The sequence below is a fragment of the Butyricimonas muris genome, assembly GCF_046365375.1.
GTDB classification, from domain to species: domain Bacteria; phylum Bacteroidota; class Bacteroidia; order Bacteroidales; family Marinifilaceae; genus Butyricimonas; species Butyricimonas muris.
On sequence record NZ_JBKEIT010000006.1, the window covers coordinates 46940 to 71517 of the forward strand.

Here is a 24578-nt window from a genome sequence, read left to right on the forward strand (position 1 = left end):
TATAATTATGAAGATAGCGATAGTGGGAACCGGTTACGTGGGCTTGGTATCCGGGACGTGTTTTTCGGAAATGGGAGTTGATGTAACTTGTGTTGACGTGAATAAAGAGAAGATAGAACAGTTACAACATGGGATGATCCCGATTTACGAGCCGGGACTGGAAGAGATGGTACACAAAAACGTGAAGGCGGGAAGGTTGCATTTCACGACCGATTTGACCGAGGTTTTGGACGAGGTGGAGGTCGTGTTTAGTGCCGTGGGGACACCCCCTGACGAGGATGGTTCGGCAGACTTGAAGTACGTGTTGGAGGTGGCACGAACCGTGGGACGCAACATGAATAAATATCTGGTGGTGGTGACCAAAAGTACTGTACCCGTGGGAACGGCAATTAAGGTAAAACAAGCAATTCGGGAGGAACTGGAACAGCGTGGTGTGACGCTCGAGTTTGACGTGGCTTCTAACCCGGAGTTTTTGAAGGAAGGGGCGGCGGTAGAGGATTTCATGCGTCCGGACCGTGTTGTCGTGGGAGTGGAAAGTGACCGTGCTAAAGAGAGCATGACCCGTCTTTATCGTCCTTTTATGTTGACCAATGATCGGATGATTTTTACCGATATACCTTCTGCCGAGATGATTAAATACGCCGCTAACTCGATGTTGGCAACCCGTATTTCTTTTATGAACGATGTGGCGAACTTGTGTGAACTTGTTGGCGCAGATATCAATATGGTGCGTAAGGGAATCGGGGCAGATACCCGTATCGGGCAGAAATTCCTGTACGCGGGTTGCGGGTATGGCGGAAGTTGTTTCCCGAAGGACGTGAAAGCGTTGATCAAGACTGCCGAGCAAAACGGTTACGAGATGCAGGTGTTGAAGGCGGTGGAAAGCGTGAACGAGCGTCAGAAGTCGGTTCTGTTCCGCAAGTTTGTGAATCATTTTAGCGGGGATGTGAAGGGGAAAACTGTAGCGTTGTGGGGTTTGGCTTTCAAACCGGAAACGGATGACATGCGTGAGGCGCCCGCTCTGGTGTTGATTGATTTGTTGTTGAATGCGGGTGTGACGGTGAAAGTGTATGATCCTATCGCTATGGACGAGTGTCATCGCCGAATCGGGGATACGGTAGTTTACTGTAAAGATATGTACGAGGCGACGGTCGATGCGGATGCTTTAATGCTTGTCACGGAGTGGAAAGAGTTCCGGGTACCGAGCTGGAGCGTGTTGAAAAAATCGATGAATGGTCGTGTGGTGATTGATGGGCGGAATATATACGAGAGGCGGGAGCTGGAGGAGAACGGTTTTGAGTATTATAAAATAGGATAAATGAAAATACTGGTGACAGGTGCAGCCGGTTTTATCGGGTTTCATGTTGCCCGGCATTTGCTCGAGCGTGGTGATGAAGTGGTGGGACTGGATAATATCAACGATTATTACGATGTAAACTTGAAATACGCCCGTTTGGCAGAAGCGGGGATTGATAGGGAATGCGTTGAATACGGGAAACCGGTACAAAGTGTGAGGTACCCGTTATATCGATTTATAAAATTGAATCTCGAGGACCGGGAAGAATTACCGGGATTATTCGAGCGGGAGAAGTTCGAGCGTGTGATAAACCTTGCAGCTCAGGCGGGAGTCCGTTACTCAATTGAGAACCCGTTTGCTTATGTGGATAGTAATCTCGTGGGATTTGTCAATGTTTTGGAGTGTTGCAGGCATAATCATGTTCGACATCTGGTTTACGCTTCCTCGAGTAGCGTGTACGGGGCAAACGATAAAGTACCTTTCTCGGAAGACGATCGGGTGGATGAGCCCGTGAGCCTGTATGCTGCCACGAAGAAGGCGAACGAGTTGATGGCGAGTTGCTATTCCAAACTTTACGGGATGCCTGCCACTGGTTTGAGATTTTTCACGGTTTACGGTCCGTGGGGACGACCGGATATGGCGCCCATGCTTTTCGCTAAAGCGATCATGAACGGGGAGTCTATCAAGGTATTTAATCACGGGAATATGATGCGGGACTTTACGTACATCGATGATATCGTGGAGGGGATGATTCGTGTGTTGGACAAGGTGCCGGGAGTTAATAAAGATCGTCAACATAGCGTGTATAATATTGGTTGTTCCTCTCCCGTGCGGTTGATGGATTTTATTGAGAACCTAGAGCGGGCTATGGGAAAAGAAGTGGAGAAAGTTTATTTGCCGATGCAGCCGGGGGACGTGTATCAGACTTATGCGGATATTGGGAGTTTACAAAAAAATGTAGGATATAATCCGAATGTATTTCTTAAAATAGGAATAAGGGAATTTGTGAATTGGTTTAAAGGATTCTATTTGTAATGAATTAAGTGTATGTATATTAAATATTATTATTATTAATGAAGCCTTCTAATGTGGTGATTGTCAATACTGTATTTTTGTATGTGAAAATAGTGTTGACAGCATTTATAACTTTATTTTCAACAAGAATTATTTTAGATGTATTAGGAGTAGAAGATTTTGGTATTTATAATTTGATAGCTGGAAGTGTGGCTATTTTAAGTTTTCTAAATGGGGCAATGATGGTTTCAACACAGAGATATTTGTCTGTATGTTTGGGGAGTAATGATGCCTCAAAATTGTTTAAAATATTTAATACTAGTTTTATACTTCATATTGCAATAGCGTTATTAATATTTTTTGTAATTGAGATATTAGGATTATGGTTGTTTGATGGAATATTGAAATTTGATTTAGAACGATTTGATGTTGCTAAATTGGTTTATCATATTGTTGCGTTTACATTATTTGTGACAATTGTAGGAGTTCCTTATAATGCTGCTATAAATGCAAGGGAGGATATGTGGTTTTTTGCATTAGTTGAAATATTGTTAGTCGTGTTGAAACTATTGGCAGCTTTTTATTTATATTATACACCCTATGATGCCTTGGTTGTTTTTGCTGTTTCTACTTTATTGATAACTTTTGTTGGCTATATAATTAAATGGTGGTGGTGTCAATGGCATTATCAAGAAACAAAAATAGATATAAAAAGGGGTGTTGATTTTAAAATATTAAAAGAGATTCTTGCATTTTGTGGTTGGAATACCTTGGGAGCTGCTGCTCAGGTTGGTCGAAATCAAGGGACAGCTGTTGTCTTGAATGTATTTTGGGGAACTTTGGCTAATGCGGCTTACGGAATAACTAATCAAGTGAACGGATTGTTAGTGTCTTTTTCTCAAACTTTGACTAGTGCTATTGCTCCACAGATAATGAAAAGTAAAGGTAGCGAAAATCAGTCAAGAATGCTTTATTTAGCAATGTTGTCATGTAAGTTTTCCTTTTTTTTATCTTCGTTGTGGGGAGTGATATTATTGTCTGAATTACCTTTAATATTGCGTTTTTGGTTGAAAGAAGTTCCCGTGAATACAATTGAATTTTGTCGTTGGACGATATGGATATTTTTAATAATGCAATTGTATCCGGGGTTAGTGCGGGCATTACAAGCTGATGGTAGAATAAAGTATTATCAGATAGCGATATCGATATTGTTGTTATTGCCTCTTTTGATAGGATGTGGATTATTTGCTTGGGGATTTTCGATTAATAGTATTTTTGGGGTGATGATTTTTGCTCAAGTAATGACATTGTGTGTAACGCTGTATTTTTCAAAAATATACGTGGGATTAATTATAAAAGACTATTTATGGAATGTCGTTTTAAAATCTTGTATGATGTTCTCGGTGAGTCTTTTAGTGGCTTATATTTTTCATTATATAGAAAATGAATGGCTTCGTTTTATTTCTGTTGTGTTGACGGCGTTAATTACTCAATGTTTATTTTTTGGGAAGATTATATTGTCTGGAACAGAGAGAGAAAAGGTATATAGTATAGCATGTAAGTTAATATGTAAAATATTTGGAAATGTTAATGAAAAACGTTTTAGTTAAGATGTTTTCTCTTTTTCAAAAGAGAACTTTAAGGAGAAGGGTTAAGTTGCTCGGGAGTGGGCAAACTTTTAATAGATTTAGTAAGATCATATTGAATGATGGGTCTATGCCTTCAGATATAACTTTAGATTCTCATGTAAATATGTATGGTGTACTTACATCTTGTAATCATGGTAAAATATTTATGGGTGAATACTCGAAAATAGGAGTGAATTCACATATAAATTGCTCTAATATGATTACAATAGGGAAAGATACGGCAATAGCCAGTAATACTGTAATACAGGATAATAATACTCATCCAGTTAATCCAATTGATCGTAGAATTATGAGAAGGACTCCTCATGGATCAGACTTGAGGAGTTGGAAACATGCAGCGAGTGCCCCTATTATTATTGGAGAGAATGTTTGGATTGGGGAACATGTGCGGATTTGTAAAGGGGTAACTATTGGTGATAATGCAATTATTGCAGCTTGTTCTGTTGTAACTAAAGATGTTCCAGCAAATTCTGTGGCAGCTGGAAATCCAGCTAAAATAGTAAAAACTGATATAGATAAGTCTAGTACTTCTGTTTTTAGCCAAAGTAATGAAGATTGATAATTTTTTATTACTTCTATTTTCGTTTTTTTTAGGGCTAGGAGGGGTTTCTTTCTGGGGAAGTGCAAGCTCAGAAGGTGGGTCTGTATTTACTCAACTGTTTTTATTATTATTCATTTGTGTAGCATTTTTTTCTAAAAGAAATAGACTACATACTTTTAGTTATGGCAATTATATTTTTGCTTTGCTGGGAGTATGGTTAATTACTTTCCTTTCAAGTATTTTTCACCAGATTAATCTATTTGATGTGTTTTATCTGGTGTATTTTTTGAAGTATGCGTTGGCTATGTTGACGTTTGTTATATTGTTGATCTATTTTGAAAGGGATGAAAAGTTATTATTTAAATCTTTGTTTTGTTTTTCTTTTGCTTCGGGGCTTGTCGCTTTAGTTTTTCTTTTGAATTTGCTCCCAGGAGCTTTTGATTTTCATAATGGTCGTTTAGCGATAGTTGGGGAAAATGCTAATACAACAGGAGGGCGTTTTGCATTATCATTTATAGTATTATCATCATTTATCATTTTTGATGTTTTTAAGTGGCGGGTTAAGCGATTGGTTTTGATATTTTTCGCATTACCAATATTCTTCATGGTTGTAGCAAGTGGTTCAAGAGGGGCTTTTTTAGCAATGATAATAGTAACGATGATAATGTATTGGTATTCTATTGCTAGTTGGAAAAAAAGAATTCTTGTATTTTCTCCAGTATTATTGATTTCAGTGTTGTTTGTGATTTATTGGATGGGGACAAAGGAAGAGTTTGTAATGGCGGAACGTCTATTAGACGTGGTTAAGTATGGTAGTAATGGTGGACGTGATATGTTGATGGTACAAGCAATGGATATTTTTTCTGATTATCCATTATTTGGGTGTGGAGAACCGTTGTACGTTTTGGAACGTTCTATACGTTTTAATGAACATTTACCAGTCCATAATCTTTTGATTCATACGTTAGTAACAGGAGGAGTTGTTGCTCTTTTGTGTCTAGTCGCGTTTTATGTTTTATTGTTTAAAGATTCTGTTGAAGTATTACAAAAAACACCACTTCCGATGTGTTTGTTTTTGTATATTTTAATGCTAGCGATGAAATCAGGTGGATTCGCAACATTTTTATCGATGTGGTATATTTTTTCAATTGTTGCCGCATTATCAAGATTGATTAAAAAAAATGAATCTATGTCTTTATAGAAAATATTGGATGGAACTCACTTTATCGATTGATGATTATCTGAAAATATGATTATCCGCCGCGCGGAAAAGTGTTTGGTGTGACGATAAGAATTTCGTGTGATTTTTTGAATTATGTTATCTAATGAATGATAATTATTAAAACGAAATTGATACTTGTTTATTATAGGAAATATATATGAATATTTTGTTTTGTTCTAGGATATATGCTAATAAAGATACTGGTTTGTATTGGAGTATCCCTAATCAAGTAAGAGCTCAAGGGAAATGTGATAATGTTTTTTGGTACAATTTGTGGATGGGTGAAACTGAAGAATGGAAAATAACAAATTATTATCATTCGTTACAGGATTATCCGAGCGGACGTCTTAAGGATTTACCTGCTCCTTTTGATACTCCTGATTTAGTTGTATTTGAAACAGTATATATATTTGCTTTTAAAGCAATCGTCTTTGATGTTTGGAAAAAGAAAATACCATATATTATTATCCCTAGAAGTTCTTTGACGGCTCCAGCCCAAAAAATTAAACCTGTGAAAAAATGGATTGGTAATTTGCTTTTCTTTTGGAAATTTACGAGAAAAGCACTTGCAATACAGTATTTGACAGAAAATGAATATAAAGAATCTGGTGATAAGTGGAATAAGAAGCATATTATTATTGGGAATGGGATAACTCCCCCTTCTAACAGAAAAGAATTTTTTTCACGAGAAGGATTAAAAGGTGTATTCATCGGGCGTTTAACTTTGTATCATAAAGGTCTTGATTTGTTGGTTGAGGCATGTAATGAGGTGCAAGATGAACTGCGTAAAGCTAAGTGTTCAATTCATATATATGGTCAAGATAGAGAAGGTGTAGTTGAATATTTAGATAATTATGTGCGTAAAAAACATTTGGATGATATTGTTTTTTATCATTATGGAGCTGTATTTGGAAAAGTGAAAGAAAAGGTATTGTTAGATAATGATTTTTTTATTTTGACGTCACGTTTAGAGGGGCATCCGATGGCGTTAATTGAAGCTTTGTCTTATGGTTTGCCTTGTTTGGTTACGCAAGGTTCTAATATGCGAGAGGAAATTGAGGATGTGGATGCTGGGTGGGGTACCGAAGTGAATGTTGATTGTATTGCGAAAGGATTGTTAAAGATTTTATCTGAAAAAGCCTTGTTAGATTTTAAAAGCAAGAATGCTATTATTTTAGCAGAAAGATATAATTGGGATAGGTTGGCTCTAAAAGCTCATGGTGTGTACGAAATGTTATTAAAGACCAAATGATTATGGCATGGATAAATTATAATCATGTACTTGTAAATAAATCTATTATAAATTCTAATTTGGATTTTGATGAAATGTATCACCTTCTGCATACAGAGAATGTATTCATGGCAAAGTATATAACTGATTTTGACATGAGATCGTCAACAGAATGGTGGTATGTTATTAAAGATGATAAAATAGATTTATCTAAAATGAAATCTAAATATCGTAATGAGATTAATAAAGGATTAAATAATGCAACTACTAGAAAAATAAATCAATGGGAATTTAAGGATGAAATTCATCAGCTATTTATGAAAGTTATGAAAAAACGTAGCCAACATAAAGATAGGAATTTGGAAGATATGTTTATGGATAGATTTGAGGAATCGAATGAATCAATTGAATGGTGGGGTGTATTTCTTAATGATAATAATAAATTGGTAGCTTTTGCGATAGTTGATTCTTATGAAGAGTATGTGGATTTAAGAGAATTTTTCTTTGATTATGATTATTTGAGGTATCATATAAGTAATTCACTTGTCTATGCTTTATGTGTTCATTATTTGAATGAAAAAAATAAACGCTTTATATCTGATGGAGAACGTTCCATAAATCATCCTACAAATATACAAGATTATTTGATAAGGACTTTTGGATTTCGGAAGGCTTATTGTACTTTGCATATTGTTTATAAAAATGCTATAATTAAAAATATTGTTTCCTTTTTGTGGAAAATACGGAAAGCGTTGCTATTTCTTAACAAATTCTCTTTGGGCAAACAAATAAATACATTAATAAGATTAGAAACTATATATAGATCATTTAGATGATTCATTTAGCCGGAGATATTAATTTAACGGATGGTTTTTTTGATACTGGATTCGGAGTTGGAACGAGTCTAATGAAAAGAAATAATCCATATGTACATTTGGATAGAGAAGCTGAAGATGTTTGGGTCGGAAATTTTGAGGGTGTTTGTGCAAGTTCCTCGGATAAAGAAGGAATATATAAACGACAATTTTTGATAGCCCCTCAATATTTAGCTCATATAAAGCATTTTGATTATTATGGCGTGGCAAATAATCATGTGATGCAGCATGGACAAGTTGCCTATAGGGAAATGCTCCGAAATCTTTCTGAATTGGGGTGTGGTATATTTGGAGATAATATTCGAAAAAGTGTAACATTTGAACATCAAAATAAGAAGGTTAGTATACTTGGCTTTTCTGTACGTACAGAAAATTTTTCAAAAGAACCATTATATTGGTATTGTCCGGAATATATAGAAATACAAGAAGAATATCAGAAGATTTCTGATAGTGATTTCAAAATTGTTTATATTCATTGGGGAAATGAATTTATCGACAGACCTTATGAAGAGCAAAAAAGATTTGCCCATTGGTTGGTAGATTTGGGGTTTGATTTGATTGTGGGAATGCATCCGCATTTGTTGCAAGGTTTTGAATGTTATAAAGATAAATATATATTTTATTCCATAGGAAACTTCGTTTTTAATATGGTGTGGGAACCATTGAGATATTCTGTATTGATAAATGTAGATCTGGAAAAAAGTGATCCGTCAATCTCGTATAGTTATATTTATATTGGAGATGATTTTTTCCCAAAGCAAGTTGAAGAATGTCATGTACCTAAAATATATAGGTTTGAATATCTGAATACTTTGTTATGTGATATCGTTGCTAATGAATCTTACTACGACATGGTGTTTCAACGGATGAGAAAATATAGAAGGAACAATTGGAAAAATTTTATTGGCAATATAAGTCATTTTAAATTTAAAGATATACATGCACTTGTGCGTGATTTCATATATAGAAGAATAAAGAAATAGTATTAATGCTACATCGATTAATTTATTATTTAGGGATGCTCAAAAGGAATCCTTCTCTTTTGGAGTATTATAATTTTTTGAAAGAATCTGATTTTTGGTCATTAGAAAAGTTGCAGAAATATCAATTGGAAAAGGCAAAAGTTTTTTTTCAATTTGTGTATGAGCATTCAGTTTTTTATAGAGAATTGTTTGATCAAGTAGGGTTTAATGCACAAAAAATTACGTGTGTTGATGACATAAAAGTATTACCGATTATTGATAAAAATATTCTTCTAAGGGAAAATGAAAGAATACAATCGGATTATCGTTTTAAGAAATTGTTTTTTTCTGAAACTTCAGGTACAACGGGTCAAGTCTTGAAATTTTATAGAAATGAAGAATGGGAATCGGGACATCGGGCTGCAATGTTTAGGGGATATCATTGGTATGGTGTGAAAGTTTGGGAGAAAAATGGTTATTTCTGGGGATATAATATAGATAAAAAGCAAAAGTATAAAGTTGCATTTCTTGATTTTTTGCAGAATCGTTTTAGAATGTTTTCATATGACAAAGAAGAGTTGAAACGTTTTATAAAACGTTTGAGAAGAGCAGCATATTTAGAAGGATATTCTTCTATGATTTATGAAACGGCAAAAATGGTGAATCAGTTACCAGAGAGGAAGAATGATTTCAAGTTAAAAATGGTAAAAGGGACTTCAGAGAAAATTTACGAGAGTTATCAAGAGGAAATTCAAAAAGCATTTGGTCTAAAAATGATTAGTGAATACGGTTCTACTGAATCTGGAATTATAGCATACGAATGTCCGGAAGGAGGACATATGCATATTTGCATGGAAAATGTTATCGTAGAAGAGGTGAATGGTGAAATTGTAGTAACAAATTTATTGTCGTATTCATTTCCAATTATTCGCTATAAGTTAGGTGATTATGTGAAACTTGCGGATAAGACCTTTAGATGTAAATGCGGTAGGGAGCATTCTGTAATATTGGATATTCTTGGGCGTGTTGGTAAATGTGTTAAAGGGTATGTGCAACAATATCCTAGTTTGATGTTTTATTATGTGTTTAAGAATATTGCACTGACTACTAGTATTTCTTTAAATTATCAAGCAATACAAAAGGAGATAGGAAAGGTTGATTTGAGAATAGAACAAAATCAACCGGAATATCAATATATATTGCAGCGAGAATTGGATAAATACTTTAAAAAAGATGTTGATTTCAAGATTGTTTGGGGACAAACATTACATACTTGGAATGGAAAATTACGGGATTTTATTTCAGAATTAGATTGAGAGGTCTTTTTATGGAAGATTTAGTTTCTGTTATAATGCCGTCCTATAATTCTTCTCGTTTTATAGGGGAGTCAATATGGTCTGTGTTGAAGCAAAGTTATGTGACTTGGGAATTATTAATTGTAGATGATTGTTCGCAAGATAATTCGGTAGAGATTATTAATCAATATATTGAGAAAGATTGTAGGATACGATTAATTGCACTGAAGTATAATGTTGGGGCGGCTGCGGCTAGAAATATAGCGCTAGAGAATGCTAGAGGAAGATTTATTGCTTTTTTGGATAGTGATGATGTTTGGCGAGAGAATAAATTGGAGTATCAAGTGAAATACATGTTAGAACATAATATTCCTTTTTCTTTCTCAAGTTATGATATAATGAAAGAAGATGGAGAACGATTAAATAAAATTGTAAAAGTTCCTTCTAAGCTTTCTTATTGTCGTTATTTATGTAATACAATTATAGGCTGTCTAACGGTTGTGATCGATAGAGATGTTGTTGGCGATTTTAGGATGCCTATAATTAGAAGTAGTCATGATATGGCTTTGTGGTTGTTAATAATGAAACGAGGTTTTAAGGCGTATGGATTAAAGGAGTGTCTGGCAACTTATAGACTTGTAGCAACTTCTAATACTTCTAAAAAATGGAAAGCGGCAAAAGACGTATGGAAAGTGTATCGAGATATAGAACATTTGTCTGTTTTTTATTCCATGTATTGTTTTTGTGGATATACATTTAATGCGATATGCAAAAGGGTGTTGTGAAATTGTATTTGCAGTGATGTAATAATGTTGAGTTAATCTTTTTATTATGTTTCTAAAAGAGGTGTTTGACCGTTTCATGGCATTGCTCGGCTTAGGTGTGTTATGGCCTTTTTTATTAGCCGTCGTGATTTTGATACGAGTGAAAATGCCGGATGGTCCGGTGATATTTAAGCAAAAACGGGTAGGTAAGGAGGGATGTTTATTCACGATGTATAAGTTTAGGAGCATGACGGTGAGGCATAGTGGTTCGTCGGTGTCTGTGGCGGGGGAAAGTCGTATAACTCCATTAGGAGCGGTGTTGAGAAAATATAAATTGGATGAATTGCCGGAGTTATGGAATGTGTTGAAAGGAGATATGAGTTTCGTAGGGCCTCGACCGGATGTTCCCGGATACGTGGATTGTCTAACTGGGGAGGAGCGGGAAGTGTTGAAATTGAAACCGGGGATAACGGGACCCGCTAGTTTGAAGTACCGATGTGAGGAAGAGGTGTTAGCTAAGGTAGAAGATCCTCAAAAATATAATGATGAAGTGATTTTTCCGGATAAGGTGAGGATTAATAAAAATTATATTAAGCATTGGAGTTTCGTGTTGGATATGAAAATTATTATTTACACGATTATTAGAAAAGATTTGGAAGAAGAATTTTTGAGATAATAGTATGAAAGATAGAATTTGGCTTTCTCTCGCTCACATGGGTGGACGAGAGCAGGAGTTTATACGTGAGGCATTTGAAACGAATTGGGTGGTACCGCTGGGACCGAACGTGAACGCCTTCGAGAAATCCTTGAGGGATTTTTTAATTGAAAATGGAGAATTGAAAGTTGAAAATGAGGATAAGTGTGTGGTGGCGTTGAGTGCAGGGACAGCGGCGTTGCACCTGGGGTTGATACTTTTAGGTGTGGGAGAGGGGGATGAGGTGATTTGCCAGAGTTTCACGTTTTCGGCATCGGCGAACCCGATCGCTTATCAGGGGGCAACTCCGGTGTTCGTGGATAGTGAGGCGGATACTTGGAATATGGATCCGGTGTTGTTGGAGGAGGCGATAGAGGACAGGTTGAAGAAGACGGGGCGGTTGCCGAAAGCGATTATTCCAGTGCATTTGTACGGGATGCCGGGGAAGATGGATGAGATTTTGGAAGTTGCTGATAGATATAAAATACCCGTGTTGGAGGATTCGGCGGAGGCGTTGGGTTCGGAATACAAGGGACGGAAGTGCGGTACTTTTGGGGAGTATGCGGCGTTGTCGTTTAACGGGAATAAGATTATCACGACTTCGGGCGGTGGGGCATTGGTTTGCCCTTGTGAAGAGCGGGCGAAACGGGCGTTGTTTTACGCCACGCAGGCGAGGGAACAGGCTCCGCATTACCAACACGAGAAGATAGGGTATAATTACCGGATGAGTAATATATGTGCGGGGATAGGTCGGGGGCAGATGTTCGTGTTGGAAGAGCACGTGAGGAGAAGGCGAGAGATACATGATTTGTACGTGAGGTTGCTGGAGGGGGTGAAAGGAGTGAACGTGATGTGTCAGCCGGGGGGTGGAGATTTTAATTCGAATTATTGGTTAACGTGTATCACGGTGGAACCGGAAAAGGCGGGCTTCACACGTGAGGACGTGAGGTTGGCTTTGGATGCGGATAATATAGAGAGCCGCCCGTTGTGGAAGCCGATGCATTTGCAGCCGGTGTTCAAGGATGCGCCTTTTTACGGGAACGGGACAAGCGAGAGGTTATTTGAGGTGGGGTTGTGTCTGCCTTCGGGACCGATGTTGACGGATAAAGATATTGAGAGTGTGGTTGGGGGAATTTTAGATTTATGATTTATGATTTTGGGATTTAGTGATTGCTGACGATTTGATTAATTGATGAAGATAGAGGATACGCCTCGGGAGATGAGTTCCCGGGGCTTTTTTGTTTTATAAATTAAAATATAGAATTATGAGAAATTTAATGAAAGCGAGGTTATTTTCTTGGTTGGAGGATACTCAAGAAGAGATGACAAGGGAAGAGATTGGTTTGATGGTACAGGAGTTCATGGGGGATTTGGAGAGGTGGCTTGACGAGGGACGGGATTACAAGGTGGTTGCCCGTGGGTTGGAGCGGGTACGGGTCCGATTGGCGGTTTCGTGCGAGATGTTCCGGTCTGGTGACGGGATGGAAAAAAAAGAAGATAGTCAGTCGGTGTGCGGTTGCCGTGTTGGAATTGGTGGAACGTGAGATCCAGCTGGTGCGGGAAGGATTGGAGTACCCGGAGTGGTTCGGGGCGAGGTTGAAGGGGGGACCGCTTGCCGTTTGGCGCTCGGGTTCGTTTAAGATGGAGATTGTTGAATTGGCCTTGGGGCTTTTCTTGGCAAAGGTGTTGTGGACACCGGGTGGCAAGTTGATGGAATATGACGAGATTATCAAGTTGATGGAGTCTGTATTGGGAATAGAGTTGCCTAATTACCGGGAATTGAAGCGGGATATATTTAACCGGAAAAAAGAGTTGACGGTGTTCTTGAAGCGGTTGATCGTTTTGATTGAACGGGAAAGAGATGAGAAAGATGGTTTGTAGGGGTAAAAAATAGTGCTGATAAATAGAGCGTTATAAAGTAAGTTACTACACGTGTGCTTCACGTGTAGTAATGAAGTATCGGGGCGGGTGTAATTTTGCATTCAGTAAAATGAGAGAGAATTGAAATTAGTATCCATTTAAAGCGAGAGTATTATGGCAGAAGTAAAAAATTGTTTGGGAATTAGGGGACGGATAGGGGATTATGTTCTGTTCCGGTTGGGGGGCAAGACGTTTTTAAAAAGGAGGGTGAAAGAGAATAAATCCAACACGGAAAAACAACAAGTGATGAGAGCAAGATTTCGGGCGGCAGTGTGTTTTTACCAGCGGTTGAAAGAGATGCCTTTGAAACAGGTGTTGAGTGTGGCGGCTAGAGGGAGATGTGTTAGCGGGTATGCTTTGTTCATGAAAATGAATCTGAAAGCTTTTGGGGCAGATGGGAGAATTGCGGACTTCGCGTTGTTACAGTTCACGGTGGGAAAGCGTCAACGGGCTTATAGTTTGGAGGGATGGATTGCTCCGGCGGGGAGGGTGACGTTGGAATGGAGAAACGGGTGGATTAGCGAGTTGAGAGAAGGACAGGATCGATTGGAAGTGGTGGTATTGAAAGAAGAGTGTTCATTTTCTCCGGTGTTGGTGAGCGAAGGTGTTACCCGGAATGATAGAGGAGCGTGTTTTTGGGTGGCGCATAAGCCGGGGCGGAAGGTACACGTCTATTGTTATTTTGTTTCCCCGGACGGGAAAGAGTTGTCGCAGAGTCAATATGTTTGTTTGAAAGAAAGAATATGAAACCGGTGCAAGGTATAGTTAGTGCGGTCAGCGAGTTGATTGGGCGGCTGACCTTCCCGGCGAGGGAGAAGAAGCAGTTGGAAACGGATCTGTTGAAGGTTTTTATTTTTTTACCAGAATATTTTTCACGCTGAGTTTGAATGCATTTTTCACGCAATTGGCGGATAATTTGGTGGCAGGAATTTTGAGCATCGTGGGAGGTGTGATCAGTTCGGTTGTAGTGGCTTGGTGCAAATACCGATGGGAACGGAAGCGTTCCGGAAGGTGAGAAAGGGAGAATGAAAATGGAGCCCGTTACAGGCTCCATTTTTTATCGGTTTTATTTTTTCAGTCTTTCGGTGAGAAGAGGAACGATCTTGCGAACGTCGCCAACGATACCCAAGTCTGCCACGTTGAAGATCGGGGCAAACTTGTCTTTGTTGATGGCGATGATGAAGTCGGATTCTTCCATACCGGCAAGGTGCTGGATGGCTCCGGAAATACCCATAGCGAAGTACAAGTCGGGACGTACGGTTTTACCGGTTTGTCCTACCTGACGTTCGTGACCGAGAACTCCGGCGTCAACCATTGCACGGGAAGCGGATACTTCCGCACCGATGGTACCTGCCATTGCACGCAACATATCGAATCCTTCTGCATTACCTACTCCGCGACCTCCGGAGATAAGAACTTTAGCCTCGGTGATGTCGATCAGATTTTTGGATTCTTTCACGGTTTCGATAACACGTACACGGAATTTAGATTTGTCGAAATTGATTTTCACGTCTTCAATGTTGCCTTTCCGGTTCAAGTCACGTTGTGCCATGCGCATTACCCCGGGACGTACGGTTGACATCTGCGGGCGGTGTTCTTTACAAATGATGGTGGCCATGAGGTTTCCCCCGAACGCGGGACGAGTCATTAACAGACCGCCGTCCTCGGCTATTTCCAATCCGGTACAGTCTGCCGTCAATCCGGTTTCAACCCGTGCGGACAGGCGGGGACCCAAGTCACGACCGATCGTGGTGGCTCCGATTAACACGATGCTCGGCTTGTTCTCGATGATGATTTGGTGGATTGCTTGGGCATAAGGTTCCGTCGTGTAGGTTTCGAGTTCCGGTGCGTCTACACGCAACACGGTGTCGGCACCGTAAGCAATACATTCTTGGGCTTGCGTGGAAAGGTTATGACCTAATAGCATGGCATACACTTTCTCGTTCAAGGCATCAGCTAATTCTCTGGCTTTGCTCAACAATTCCAGAGCCACGTTTTGGATAATGCCTTCTCTTTGCTCGATGAAGACATAAACGTTTTTATATTGTGCTTTATCCATCTTTCAATTTTAGATTTTAGATCCTATTAATTTCTTGATTTATGATTTTAGATTCCGATCGCATAAATTCAACGTTTTGTTCAATCGTAAATCATAAATCATAAATCCGAAATTTTTAAATAATAAATTTCTCTTTCAACTTGTTGATAATGATATCTGCGGCTTCCGCAGGTTCTACCTCGTAGATTTGTCCTGCTGCTTTCACTCCTTTCGTGAATGATTTGAATACACGGGTGGGAGAGCCGTTCAGACCGATCTTTTTCTCGTCAACAGTGATGTTGTCGAAGCCCCAGACTTCTATTTCTTTGTCGTAAGCTTCCACGATTCCTCTCACGGACATATAGCGGGGTTTTACGCCTGATGCCAAGGCGGTTAACACGCACGGGGTGTCAACTTCCACCATTTGGTAACCTTCTTCCGTTGACTTTTTCACGGTAAGGGTTTTATTACCGTCGAAAGTCAGTTTTTCCACGTAGGTTACTTGCGGTAAATCGAGGTGCTCTGCGATTTGCGGTCCTACCTGTGCGGTATCCCCGTCGATTGCCTGACGTCCGGTGATCACCAGATCAAAATCCAAAGTTTTTAAAGCGGCGGCAATGGTATTGGAAGTTGCCAATGTATCGGCTCCACCGAATTTCCGGTCGCTTAACAAGATGGCACGGTCTACCCCCATGGCGTAAGCCTCTCTCAAGATAGCCTCTGCCTGTGGCGGTCCCATGGTAAGAACTGTCACGTGTGCATCGTATTGGTCTTTTAATTGAAGGGCAAATTCAAGTCCTCCTTTATCGTCAGGATTCATGATACTGGGTACCCCGTCTCTGATAAGGGTTCCTGTAACGGGATCCAGTTTGATTTCCGTGGTATCCGGAACTTGTTTAATACAAACAACTATCTTCATTTCAATCTTCTTTTACTTTAATAAATTTGCAGCGATCACCATTCTTTGAACTTCTGATGTTCCCTCGTAGATTTCGGTGATCTTGGCATCTCTCATCATTCTTTCAACCGGGTATTCGCGGGTGTACCCGTATCCCCCGTGGAATTGTACCGCTTTGGTGGTAACTTCCATGGCTGTTTCGGCTGCAAATAATTTACACATGGCAGCATCCGTGGAATAAGCCTCTTTTTGGTCTTTTTTGTAAGCGGCTTGTCTTACCAGTAAACGGGATGCTTCAATTTTGGTCTGCAGGTCTGCCAGTTGGAATTGTGTATTCTGGAACTGACCGATGGCTTTTCCGAATTGTTTCCGTTCTTTCACGTATTTCACGGTTTCGTCCATAGCACCTTGCGCGATACCTAATGCCTGAGAAGCGATACCGATACGTCCGCCATCAAGTGTTTTCATGGCGATACCGAATCCTTTACCTTCTTGTCCTAACAGGTTTTCAGCCGGAACGATGCAGTTTTCCATGATCAATTCGCAGGTTGCAGAACCGCGGATACCCAATTTTTTCTCTTTTTTACCCACGGAGAATCCCGGGAAATCTTTTTCCACGATAAACGCGGAGATTCCTCTGGTACCCTTGGATTTGTCGGTCATAGCCATGATGATGTACACGTGAGCGTAACCGGCGTTGGTAATGAATATCTTGGAGCCGTTAAGCACGTAATGATCTCCCTCTTTCACGGCAATGGTCTGTTGTGCGGATGCGTCCGTACCGGCGTTCGGTTCGGTTAACCCGAATGCTCCGATCCATTCCCCGGAAGTTAGTTTGGGAAGATATTTGGCTCTTTGCTCGTTGGTTCCGTGTTCCATAATCGGGGCGCAGCACAATGACGTGTGTGCGGACACGATTACTCCCGTGGTGGCGCATACGCGGGACAATTCCTCTACTGCCATCGTGTAGAGTATGTTACTGCCTCCGGCTCCGCCGTATTCCACCGGGAATGGAATACCCATGATACCCAATTTCGCCATTTTTTCAACGGTTTCTATGGGGAATCTTTCTGATTCGTCCACTTCTGCCGCCAAGGGTTTTACCTCTTTTTCCGCGAACTCTCTTATCATTTGTAAGAAGAGTTGCTCTTTTTTTGATAGACTGAAATCCATTATTATTAATGTTTTTTTAGTTGAACGAAGCTAGTTGTAATTCTAAATCAGCATTTTTTTAGAATCAATGCCGTCCCCATGCCACCCCCTATACAGAGAGAGGCAAGCCCTACTTTAGCTTCACTGTTTAGCATTTCATATACAAGTGATACGATGATACGATTGCCGGATGCTCCGATGGGGTGCCCCAGAGCAATGGCACCACCGTTGACGTTTGTACGTTCGTTTATCCATTCTCTCGTTACGCCGTGTTGTGCCATCAACTCGTGAATTACTCCCAGTGATTGTGCCGCAAATGCCTCGTTTAGTTCAATCACGTCGATGTCGGATAATTTTATTCCGGCATTCTTCAACGCATTGGCGATTGCGGGCACGGGTCCCATGCCCATGATAGCAGGAGCCACACCACCCTGTCCGACACCGATGATCTCGCATAGAGGAGTCAGGTTGTTTTGTTTAAGAGCCTCTTCCGAAGCGATCATCACGAAGGATGCACCGTCGTTGATTCCGGACGCGTTACCGGCTGTGACGGAGCCCTCTTTTTTGAAAGCGGGACGTAAAGTCGATAATTTTTCCAGAGATGTCTTTCTGTTGGGAAATTCGTCCGTGTCGAATTGTAAAGTCTCTTTTTTGACTTTATACTCGATAGGCACAATTTCAGCTTTGAAGTTACCGTTATCGATAGCAGCTATAGCACGCTTCTGCGATTCCATGGCAAATTCATCCTGTTCTTCGCGGCTGATAGAATATTTTTCCGCTATATTCTCTGCCGTTATTCCCATGTGGTATCCTTCGAAAGCATCCGTGAGGCCATCGAATACCATGTGGTCGATAACGGTTACATCTCCCATGCGATGTCCGTCACGGACATGCCCGGGGAGAATATATCCCGCTTTGGACATGGATTCGGTACCTCCCGCGATGATCAGATTCGCCAATCCCGCTTTGATAGCGCTTACACCGTTTAACACGGCTTTCATTCCGCTACCGCATATCATGTTGATACCATAGGCCGGTACTTCCTGAGGGATTCCCCCTTTGATAGATGCCTGACGGGCTACACCTTGCCCCTGTCCGGCGGATAGTACGTTACCCACGATTACTTCATCGATATTTGCAGGGTTTACTCCGGTTTCCGCGATTATATTTTTGATTACCGCTGCACCGAGGTCTGCTGCTGATAATGAAAGAGTACTTCCTAAAAATTTGCCGATCGCTGTTCTTTTTGCTGCTACGATATATGTCTTCATTATTGAGGCATGGGTTTTAAGTTTTTAGAAACGATTAATTCACAGCCTGTTGCTGCTTTGATGTCATCTAATGTAAATTCACTGTTCAATTCTACCAGTTCGATTCCTGCCGGGGTTACGTTCATCACGCCCATCTCGGTGATGATCATGTCAACTTCGCCCGCGGCGGTCAACGGTAGGGTACATTCTTTTAGTATTTTGTGATTTCCTTTTGCCGTGTGTTCCATGGCAAGGATTACTTTTTTAGCGCCTACCAGAAGGTCCATGGCTCCACCCATACCCGGTGCTTTTTTGCCGGGGATAATCCAGTTTGCCAAGTTTCCTTTCTCGTCTACCTGTAAAGCACCAAGGATAGTTACATCCACGTGTCCGCCCCGGATGATGCCGAAAGAAGTGGCGCTGTCAAAGCTACAAGCTCCGTCTACAGCCGTGATGTATCCACCACCGGCATCCGTCAATTCCGGATTTTCTTTTCCTGCTTCCGGTTTCGGTCCCATGCCTAACAATCCGTTTTCGGATTGCAGCACCACGTGTACGTCACTTTGCAAGTAATTAGGAACCATTGTCGGTAATCCGATACCCAAGTTTACCACGTCGCCGTTTTTTAATTCGAGAGCTACCCGTTTGGCGATAACTTCTCTTACTTGATCTTTATCCATAACCGTTTTAATTTTTGATTTCAGATTTCGGATTTTAGATTAATGGTAATCATAAATCGTAAATCTCAAATCGTAAATGTAATTATTTATTTTTTCTTCTAACAAATTCCTGTGCGATAAATGAAGCCACGTCATCGGCATAAGTATTCATACCGAATCCGGCATCATAACCCAGTTCTTTCGCTAATTCGTGGGAGATACGGGGTCCCCCGCAAGCCAAGATTACCTTGTCCCGCAAGCCTTCCGCTTCGAGCATTTCCACGAGTTCAATCAAGTTTTGGATGTGAACGTCTTTTTGCGTAACGGTTTGTGAAACCAGAAGAGCGTCCGCTTTCAACTCGATAGCCTTGGCGATAAACTCTTCGTTGGGTACTTGACTTCCCAAGTTGTGAGCCTCTACCATCTCGTACCGTTCCAAGCCGTAGTGTCCGGCGAAGCCTTTCATGTTCATGATGGCGTCGATTCCCACGGTATGGGCGTCGGTTCCGGTACTGGCACCCACGACAATCAACGGGCGTCCGATGTTTTCACGGATAAATTCGTCCGTTTCGTGCATATCCCATTTCGTCCCTTCCACTTTAGGCACATGAATATTCGTGAAGTCCACAGTGTGCGTGCAACTTCCGTAGCAGTTGAAGAAGGTGTATCCTTCGGTCAATTCCTTGTGGAATACGACTTGCGGGTTCTCGAATCCCATTTTCTTCAATAATTGTTTAGCGGCTTCGATAGCCTCATCCCCGGCAGGTACGGGTAACGTGAAACTCAATTGAGTTTTCCCGTCGTTCATCGTGTCACCGTAGGGTTTTATTTTTTTCAGATCCAGTGTCTGGTCAAAATCATTTTTATCGGTAGAATATAATCCTCCACTCATAATTAATTGAAAATTGAAAATGCAAAATTGAAAGTTATCAATTGCATAATTGGTTAAATTTTATTTTATTCACTCTTTTGAAAACTTGAAATTAAAAATGATAGTCATAGGACATCTCATTTTCAATTTTCAATTCTCAATTTTCAATTGCTTTTCAGCATTAGCTCAATAAACGGGTTATAGTAATTGGCACCCTTGGCGGCAACTCCGTCAAGTCCTTTACCACCATTCTTCGGGCGTTTCACGTCACCGAAGATACCTTTTTCCAGCGCGGTGAAAAGTCCTTCACGCTCGATGTTTTCGAGTAGAGCGATCGCGTTGTCCAATACTTCTTTGGCACGACTCTGGATGATACCGTCCTTTTTAAATTCTACCTCGTCGCCGATGTTTTTCATGTTACTGAAAATGTATTTGGCATTCTCGATAGAGAGGTAACGGTCGGACATGAAAGGCGTGTGGATTGCTTCTGTCGGCATTCCCAACAATTGGATACCTTGTGAAGTCCATATTCCGATCATGTTGAAGAGTGCATCCTGTATGTGTCCGCGGAAGATATTTCCCGTCATGAACTTGGTTGGAGGCATATATTTTAACGTGGCTTTCGGGAAAATTTCACGAGTCATTTGTGCTTGGGAAAGCTCCAGCAGGAATCCGTTTTCCAGTGACGGGTCCATCTCAAAAGCGTGTCCCAATCCCATTTGTTCTTCTTTCAGTCCCGCGAGTAAAGCCAATTGTTCGTTGATAAGGTCAGAAGCCAGCACGGTATGCGCTTGCTCCACGGCATCGGCGGTAGTCAGATAGTTGTCCTCACCCGTGTTGATGATCACTCCGGCAAACCCGTTGATTACACGTGACATGAACTGGTCAACCAGCGTGCGTTGCATGTTGATGTCGCGGAAAAGAATCCCGTAAAGAGCATCATTCAACATCACGTCCAAGCCTTCCAAGGCTCCCATGGCGGCAATTTCCGGCATACATAACCCGGAACAGTAGTTGCACAAGCGGATGTAGCGTCCGACTTCTTCGCCCACTTCGTCCAGTGCTTTACGCATGATGCGGAAGTTTTCCTGTGTCGCGAAAGTTCCCCCGAATCCTTCTGTTGTTGCTCCATAAGGCACGTAATCCAACAAACTCTGCCCTGTTGTACGGATTACGGCGATAACGTCAGCACCCTGCCGTGCGGCTGCTTGAGCTTGTACCACGTCTTCGTAGATATTTCCGGTAGCGACGATCACGTACAGGTAAGGTTTCGGGCCTTCGCCTATCGTTTTCAGGTAATGTTCTTTTTTCGCCCGCCGGTCACTGATACGCTTGATACTTGCATCCACGTATGGTTTCAAGGCCGCTTTGATTTTCTCCATCGAGTGAACGGGTAACGTGGTCATATCCAGCTGTCCCTCCGCGACTTTCTCTGCTATTTGTTGCGGGTTCATTCCGGTTTCCACGATGGTGTTCCCGAGGAAAAAGAGAATACCTTGTCCCAATACTCCTTTGTCTTTGATCTCGTCTACCAACACGTTGGGGAGCGGTACCGTGTTGGCATCCACGCCATCGATGCCGAGTAAACGGCATAAAGTACGCTCAACGGCAACGGTCGAGTACTGAACCACGAATTTCTGTACGTCGTCGGCTATCTTTCGTGACACTTCTTTTGCGTGTGCCACTTTGTTGAAATCTAACCCTAATTTACTGTTCTGCATATTTTTGTTCTGTTATAAATTCTGTTCCAAATAGTTCTCCGCTTTGTCCAACAATTCCTCGTCTACACCCAGAATACGGGCAATTCTCATCGCTTCATGCGGCACGGAGTCTTGAGTCTCCTCGATTAGCGAATAATCGATAAACTCGTTTATGTTATTGATGGTCAACCGACCGTCTGTTTTGTCTTTAATAAATCCTTTTACCCGCATCTTTTTGCATCCGGCTTTGATGCCGCTGTAATGTGAGGTAATGAGGGAACGGACACCTTTACCCGTGAGAAAGTCGAGCACCGCGTTGACGATGGCCTTTCCTTCCGTGGGATTGGTTGTTCTTGCCAGTTCATCAATCAAGATAAGAGCGTTTTTCCCTGCTTTTACATCTTGAATGATGGTATTGAGCCTTAGCATCTCCGAGGCAAATGAAGAGAGGCCGCTAAGTTCCGATTGCTCGTCACCGATGCACAAAAGAACTTCGTCTACCAAAGCGATTTCAGCGTGTTCTGCCGGAACGTAGAAACCGAATTGGAATAAGGTTTGTGCCAGAGCCACGGTTTTGAGGATGACACTTTTACCTGCCATGTTTGCCCCGGTAATCAAGCATGCCCCGGGGGCGATGTCAATGTCGATAGCTTGAAATTTCTTACCTTCCGTCTTCAGGACTTCTTTTACCTGCGGGTTGAAGATGTTTTTGTAACGGGTGACTGTTTCCGAAATCTCCGGTTTACACAATTGCATCTCGATGGCCTGCTTTGCTTTGGCGAGCAAGATGTCAAGCGTGGCAATATTGGCGAGCGCTTCGTTGATTTCAAGTTTATACGGGTGTATTCGTGCGGACAATTTTTCCCGGATGCGGTCTTCCAGCACGGTATGCTCGAATTGTAACTGCTCCAGCACCTTGCTGTCGGTTCGCTCGTTCATTTTTAGCGTTTTTATTTTTACCCGCAAGGCTGCCAGTTCTTCGGAATAAGCATCATAAACGTAAAAATGAGGTATACGCATTCTTTCCGGGTCCAGCGTGTTGACTACCGGTTCCAAGTCCGGAAGTGATACCACGTCGATACGGGCGGCAATGAGCAGTTGCCGGATATCCATAACGAGTAAAGAGAATGCCTTTAATTCAAACAGTTCAATGTCGTCCAATGCTTGTGCTTCTGTTATCCGGTTTGCTGTACCCCGGATATCTTTCACTTGCATGAGCTTTACATTGATCTTGGTAATGGTGTCCGTCAACAAGGAATCACGCGAGATGTTGATTGTCGCTTCCGTTTTATCCAATTCGGCGATAATCTCTTCCCTCGTGTGTAAGTACGGTAGTGTGTTCAATACACGTTTTGCCAGACCGGATTGAATTTCCAGTTTGTCGATCATGTATCTGAACCCGTTTACTTCTTCTATTGCGCCGCGTAAAAACACCTTAATTCAATTTTAGATTTAATGATTTTAGATTTTAGATTGAGAATTATTTTCAATTTTCAATCCTTTTCACATCGTATACCGGGATGCCTAAACTCGTTTGCATGGCGACCCGTAGTTCGTCCGAATCCAGACAATATCCATCCGGTGATTGGGGATTTATACAGACTGCCAGTAGTTTACTTTTTTGCAAAACCTGTATGGTACCGCCTTTTTTCACGAAGGCGTAATAGGTTTCCATGGAAGCGAACATTTTCGTGAAATCCCGCATGATTAGAGTGATTTCCCGGATTTGTTTTTGCTGCCGCAGGAATTGCAATAATTTGTCACTTATGGCGCCTGCCACGTATAACGTGTTCCCGTGCTTGAAAATATCGTCTTTTTTATTTTCAAGCATAAACACGGAGGGGATGTCTAAATCGTAGATGTTCCCTTCATCATCTATCGACCACACACCTTGCTCGATTGCCATCAGCTTCCGCACGATGTCGGGTGCTGCTTCATTCAGGCAGATGAGGTCGTAAACGTATTTTGTTTTTCTTACCAGTTGAGGAATATTACAGGATAAAGCTGCTCCCGTGGCAAGTACCATCGCTTCAGTCACTGCCGGAGAGCTCAGACTGAGGCGGGAGAGAGCTCCGTCCACGATTGTCGTGTCGACATCCCAACGCTTCATATCATGAATCAAGGTACGCAGCGAACCCGTGTCAGCGGGTCCGGATAGCAACACTTTTCCCGACGAAACGGCTCTGGCGGTAACCAAGCGTCCCAAAGAGGTTTGTTGTGTGCTGACATCCATGATTTCTGCCACCAGCCTTTTGTCTCGGTAGTGCATCTCGGACGTGATGAATATCATATCCTCGAATACCTCTATTTCCGGTTTGGGCGTTTGGCAGACCTGATCTCTGCTTTCCCCGTCAATGCCTATGGAGGTGAGGGCAAAACGCTTCCCCGTATTCTTCACTCGCCGAAGAATGTAGTTCAAGCATTCTGTCTTACCGGCGTTTTTTGCCAGTCCCACGATTGCAATACTGTTGTATTTTAATATTTCCTCGATAAACACGGTTTCAATTTTAGATTTTAGATTTTAAATTTTAAATTTATTATTCCGT

The 24578-nt window shown here is 41.3% G+C and carries 25 protein-coding genes and 1 pseudogene; 17 read left to right on the forward strand and 9 right to left on the reverse strand.

The window, feature by feature from the left end; translation table 11 throughout:
* The first annotated feature begins 7 nt into the window (after positions 1–7).
* The 17 genes and pseudogenes from ACK8P8_RS11120 (at position 8) to ACK8P8_RS11200 (ending at position 14479) form a co-directional block, all read left to right on the forward strand.
* Positions 8–1318 carry a UDP-glucose dehydrogenase family protein gene (locus tag ACK8P8_RS11120; RefSeq protein ID WP_099289804.1) on the forward strand — a complete coding sequence of 437 codons (1311 nt, stop codon included), beginning with the start codon at positions 8–10 and terminating at the stop codon, positions 1316–1318.
* Positions 1319–2332, forward strand: a complete 1014-nt coding sequence (locus ACK8P8_RS11125) for an NAD-dependent epimerase (RefSeq protein WP_410025879.1) — start codon at positions 1319–1321, stop codon at positions 2330–2332.
* A gap of 38 nt (positions 2333–2370) precedes the next feature.
* Positions 2371–3921 (forward strand): MATE family efflux transporter, encoded by a 1551-nt coding sequence (locus ACK8P8_RS11130; protein WP_099289806.1) that lies wholly within the window; start codon positions 2371–2373, stop codon positions 3919–3921.
* 394 nt (positions 3922–4315) lie between these two features.
* Positions 4316–4465, forward strand: a pseudogene (locus tag ACK8P8_RS11135) (DapH/DapD/GlmU-related protein); the annotation flags it as partial.
* Between the two features lie 43 nt (positions 4466–4508).
* Complete coding sequence (locus ACK8P8_RS11140) at positions 4509–5702, forward strand: O-antigen ligase family protein (protein WP_099289807.1); 1194 nt, start codon at positions 4509–4511, stop codon at positions 5700–5702.
* 178 nt (positions 5703–5880) lie between these two features.
* The gene (locus ACK8P8_RS11145; RefSeq protein WP_186977535.1) at positions 5881–6975 is read left to right on the forward strand and encodes a glycosyltransferase family 4 protein; all 1095 of its coding nucleotides are present in this window, start codon (positions 5881–5883) and stop codon (positions 6973–6975) included.
* Between the two features lie 2 nt (positions 6976–6977).
* Positions 6978–7790, forward strand: a complete 813-nt coding sequence (locus ACK8P8_RS11150; protein ID WP_141560851.1) for a hypothetical protein — start codon at positions 6978–6980, stop codon at positions 7788–7790.
* A complete protein-coding gene (locus ACK8P8_RS11155; protein WP_099289810.1) occupies positions 7787–8812 on the forward strand; it encodes a CapA family protein in 1026 nt (341 codons plus the stop codon). Before ACK8P8_RS11150 ends, ACK8P8_RS11155 begins: the two co-directional genes overlap by 4 nt.
* Before the next feature lie 5 nt (positions 8813–8817).
* Positions 8818–10107, forward strand: a complete 1290-nt coding sequence (locus tag ACK8P8_RS11160; protein WP_186977534.1) for a phenylacetate--CoA ligase family protein — start codon at positions 8818–8820, stop codon at positions 10105–10107.
* A gap of 11 nt (positions 10108–10118) precedes the next feature.
* Complete coding sequence (locus ACK8P8_RS11165; protein ID WP_255469577.1) at positions 10119–10871, forward strand: glycosyltransferase family 2 protein; 753 nt, start codon at positions 10119–10121, stop codon at positions 10869–10871.
* 46 nt (positions 10872–10917) lie between these two features.
* Positions 10918–11526 carry a sugar transferase gene (locus tag ACK8P8_RS11170; RefSeq protein ID WP_186977532.1) on the forward strand — a complete coding sequence of 203 codons (609 nt, stop codon included), beginning with the start codon at positions 10918–10920 and terminating at the stop codon, positions 11524–11526.
* Positions 11527–11530: 4 nt separating this feature from the next.
* On the forward strand, positions 11531–12691 hold the full coding sequence (locus tag ACK8P8_RS11175) for a DegT/DnrJ/EryC1/StrS family aminotransferase (RefSeq protein WP_099289813.1): 1161 nt from the start codon (positions 11531–11533) through the stop codon (positions 12689–12691).
* A gap of 118 nt (positions 12692–12809) precedes the next feature.
* Positions 12810–13088: a hypothetical protein gene (locus ACK8P8_RS11180; protein ID WP_186977528.1), complete on the forward strand. Its 279-nt coding sequence runs from the start codon at positions 12810–12812 to the stop codon at positions 13086–13088.
* On the forward strand, positions 13018–13425 hold the full coding sequence (locus ACK8P8_RS11185; protein WP_186977526.1) for an RteC domain-containing protein: 408 nt from the start codon (positions 13018–13020) through the stop codon (positions 13423–13425). The genes ACK8P8_RS11180 and ACK8P8_RS11185 overlap by 71 nt, the downstream gene beginning before the upstream one ends.
* Positions 13426–13578: 153 nt before the next feature.
* Positions 13579–14211 (forward strand): hypothetical protein, encoded by a 633-nt coding sequence (locus ACK8P8_RS11190; protein ID WP_099289816.1) that lies wholly within the window; start codon positions 13579–13581, stop codon positions 14209–14211.
* On the forward strand, positions 14208–14345 hold the full coding sequence (locus ACK8P8_RS11195) for a hypothetical protein (RefSeq protein ID WP_176554842.1): 138 nt from the start codon (positions 14208–14210) through the stop codon (positions 14343–14345). Before ACK8P8_RS11190 ends, ACK8P8_RS11195 begins: the two co-directional genes overlap by 4 nt.
* A 2-nt stretch (positions 14346–14347) precedes the next feature.
* Complete coding sequence (locus ACK8P8_RS11200; RefSeq protein ID WP_255301816.1) at positions 14348–14479, forward strand: hypothetical protein; 132 nt, start codon at positions 14348–14350, stop codon at positions 14477–14479.
* A gap of 51 nt (positions 14480–14530) precedes the next feature.
* Here ACK8P8_RS11200 and ACK8P8_RS11205 read toward each other — a convergent pair whose 3' ends face one another.
* From ACK8P8_RS11205 to kamB, 9 genes are all read right to left on the reverse strand, one after another.
* Entirely contained in the window at positions 14531–15523 is a 993-nt protein-coding gene (locus tag ACK8P8_RS11205) for an electron transfer flavoprotein subunit alpha/FixB family protein (protein ID WP_099289817.1), read from the reverse strand.
* A 115-nt stretch (positions 15524–15638) separates the two neighbouring features.
* The gene (locus tag ACK8P8_RS11210) at positions 15639–16421 is read right to left on the reverse strand and encodes an electron transfer flavoprotein subunit beta/FixA family protein (protein WP_369860454.1); all 783 of its coding nucleotides are present in this window, start codon (positions 16419–16421) and stop codon (positions 15639–15641) included.
* Between the two features lie 12 nt (positions 16422–16433).
* Positions 16434–17573 (reverse strand): acyl-CoA dehydrogenase, encoded by a 1140-nt coding sequence (locus ACK8P8_RS11215; protein ID WP_099289819.1) that lies wholly within the window; start codon positions 17571–17573, stop codon positions 16434–16436.
* 47 nt (positions 17574–17620) lie between these two features.
* Positions 17621–18823, reverse strand: coding sequence for an acetyl-CoA C-acetyltransferase (locus tag ACK8P8_RS11220; protein WP_369860456.1), 1203 nt, complete (start codon positions 18821–18823; stop codon positions 17621–17623).
* On the reverse strand, positions 18823–19482 hold the full coding sequence (locus tag ACK8P8_RS11225) for a 3-oxoacid CoA-transferase subunit B (RefSeq protein WP_369860457.1): 660 nt from the start codon (positions 19480–19482) through the stop codon (positions 18823–18825). Before ACK8P8_RS11225 ends, ACK8P8_RS11220 begins: the two co-directional genes overlap by 1 nt.
* Before the next feature lie 82 nt (positions 19483–19564).
* Entirely contained in the window at positions 19565–20353 is a 789-nt protein-coding gene (gene kamE / locus ACK8P8_RS11230) for a lysine 5,6-aminomutase subunit beta (RefSeq protein ID WP_227217283.1), read from the reverse strand.
* Between the two features lie 143 nt (positions 20354–20496).
* Positions 20497–22053, reverse strand: coding sequence for a lysine 5,6-aminomutase subunit alpha (kamD, locus tag ACK8P8_RS11235; protein WP_369860458.1), 1557 nt, complete (start codon positions 22051–22053; stop codon positions 20497–20499).
* Between the two features lie 12 nt (positions 22054–22065).
* Positions 22066–23466, reverse strand: a complete 1401-nt coding sequence (gene kamC, locus ACK8P8_RS11240; RefSeq protein ID WP_227217281.1) for a lysine 5,6-aminomutase reactivase ATPase KamC — start codon at positions 23464–23466, stop codon at positions 22066–22068.
* Between the two features lie 52 nt (positions 23467–23518).
* On the reverse strand, positions 23519–24529 hold the full coding sequence (gene kamB, locus ACK8P8_RS11245; protein ID WP_227217280.1) for a lysine 5,6-aminomutase reactivase subunit KamB: 1011 nt from the start codon (positions 24527–24529) through the stop codon (positions 23519–23521).
* Positions 24530–24578: the final 49 nt, after the last annotated feature.